The following is a 2,389-nucleotide window of genomic DNA, read 5'->3' as shown; positions in this document are numbered from 1 at the left end:
CCTACTTTAGTTTCCTTGTCTCTGTTTGTGTTTTGGGTTTTCACAAATTACCATCACACGTCCTTTGCGTCGAATTACTCGACACTTGTCGCAGATTGGTTTAACAGATGGTCTTACTTTCATCTTTAATCGTCTCCTTATTTGCGTCTAAATGTAATACGCCCACGTGTTAAGTCATATGGTGAAATTTCAACGGTAACACGATCACCTGGTAAAATGCGAATGTGATGCATACGGATTTTACCAGAAACGTGAGCTAGAATCTCGTGTCCGTTTTCCAATTTAACTTTAAAAGCTGCATTGGGTAAAGTGTCAACTACGATACCATCAATTTCGATCATATCTTGTTTAGCCATGAATCCTACACTCCTCCTTCTATCAAAAAATGAAATGATGTTAGGCATAAAATGCCATTTACCATTTTAACAAAAAAGTGCTAAATATCCAAGTAGAATTCAAGAAAAAAACTTTTTTTTCGAAAAAGTCACACGCCTAAATGACGTGCCCGGTTCGTTTCCAGTCGTCCGGTAACATTTCAATATCCACTCCATCTTTCTGAATCATTCGGGATCCCGATCCATTCAGTCTTTATCGATGGAGTTTTTATTGTATGCTTTATTTATAAATACTTCAGAATTTCATCCATGATCTATGTACCTATCATCCAGTAAGATATCATAAACTTCTGGTTCTGATTATTTATCTTATTTAATCCACAAATCCCATGCCTCTTCGATTGATCACATAGGCTGCACAATAATGTACACTCAGTCCTTTGATCTTTGTATACTTTTCTTTTCCAATCTTACTCGTATTTTTTGGATCTACTTTGATTACATCCACTTCATTCATCAAACATTTTCTTTCTACTTTTTCTAATATCTTTTTATACGCAAAACTCGATAATGTTTTATTTTGTTTTTTAGGGCGATAGAGCATCCTTGTTTTCAACTGCTTGAAATTCAAGTCTTCAACTACAAGACTCTTCTTCTTGGATTTACATTGTTCCATGATTTCAATGGCTAGCTGATACGGTTCCTCATTTCGTTTGTTCTTGGTATTCTCTTTATGGATTGGATACTTCTTGATCAATACAATATTTCCATCCATATTGGTTTCACATAGTGCTATATGGTCCACATTGATATCGATTCCTATTGCTCCATACAATGTATTAGTCTTTGGAAGATTCATATGTTTTTCAAATATAGCTTTCACAATAAAGTATTCACCATAATCCATCAACTCATAGGCTACTGCCTTATCCGGTGAGTTGTGTTTTTCATTGACTCTTGCATACAGTTCATCCTTGTACTTATGAAACTGTACCTTGAATACAATGTCTTTCTGCGTGCTTCGATAGGTCAACATTTCATTATCCACATTTAATTTGAAAAGGTTGTTTGAATACTTGCCCTGTCTTCTTCCTGGAATCAGCATTCTTCTGGCTCTTTTAAAACGATAGATATCTAAGTAACCATTTTTAAGATTCTTTTTACCGCCAAAACATACAGAAGGCATCTTTCTTTTAAGTTTGAACTCATTTCGATTTCTTCTGAATTTCAGATTGCAAATGATGCTTTTCAATCTTTTGATATTTGGATCCAATACCTGCACCTCATACAAATAATCTTCTTCTGTATATTTCTTTTTCTTGGATCTGTTGATCAGTTTCTCTTTTTCCTTTAAAGCCTTCTTCAATTGTTTCTCGTTCTTTTTGATTTTCTTGTCTATCTTTTTGATACGAGTCTTGATCAAATCACGATCTTCCATTTCTCTACATTTAAGACTTTTCGCCAAAGCCTTGGCCTCATAAATGGCAGACAAAGGAAAATAATCACTTGTACCATAGAAGGACTTGATCATTCTTTGATCTGTTTCTGAATAAGTAACATCCTTATAGGCACGATCAAAACAGATTTTGAATGCCTTATGAAGCATACAGTTATACAGTTCAAGATCTTTTTTGATGATAGATTCTTTGTGACATTGAAAACACCTTCAAAAGACAAGTCCTTCTGTTCTATCCGACTCTATTATACTATATTCAAAACAGGTTTACAGATAGATTTGAGACTTTATAATTTATTTTATTTGTATCATTATATCGCTAATGTGAATATGTGATATTTAATAATATTCTCACATATTCAATTCACAAATAATTAATATATGGACACCACTTATCATTCAAACATTCCAGTTAAAACCTTATCACTGTAAGATTGTGATATTTTGTTGTTTTATCACATAAGATATTTTGAATATATAAAAATAGATAGGGATAAATCAACCTTTAAAAGTCATAGGGATTTTGACTCTGAGATAGAGATGACCTTTAAACACTTTTAGGGTTTACTTTCCCTATCTTTTTGTTACAGTATTTTTA

General features: G+C 33.0%; 3 protein-coding genes. All 3 read right to left on the bottom strand.

The features are described 5' to 3' along the window. Positions 1-6: 6 nt before the first annotated feature. The 3 genes from rpmJ to FYJ55_RS10495 all read right to left on the bottom strand — a co-directional run bounded on the left by rpmJ (position 7) and on the right by FYJ55_RS10495 (position 1,941). Positions 7-123, bottom strand: coding sequence for a 50S ribosomal protein L36 (rpmJ, locus tag FYJ55_RS10505; protein ID WP_003866328.1), 117 nt, complete (start codon positions 121-123; stop codon positions 7-9). 14 nt (positions 124-137) lie between these two features. Next, positions 138-356, bottom strand: coding sequence for a translation initiation factor IF-1 (gene infA, locus FYJ55_RS10500; protein ID WP_117573900.1), 219 nt, complete (start codon positions 354-356; stop codon positions 138-140). A 352-nt stretch (positions 357-708) separates the two neighbouring features. Then, on the bottom strand, positions 709-1,941 hold the full coding sequence (locus tag FYJ55_RS10495) for an IS200/IS605 family accessory protein TnpB-related protein (RefSeq protein WP_154556778.1): 1,233 nt from the start codon (positions 1,939-1,941) through the stop codon (positions 709-711). Between the last annotated feature and the right edge of the window lie 448 nt (positions 1,942-2,389).

The sequence above is a fragment of the Holdemanella porci genome (assembly GCF_009696075.1).
GTDB lineage: Bacteria > Bacillota_I > Bacilli_A > Erysipelotrichales > Erysipelotrichaceae > Holdemanella > Holdemanella porci.
This window is presented reverse-complemented; position numbering and strand designations above follow the sequence as displayed.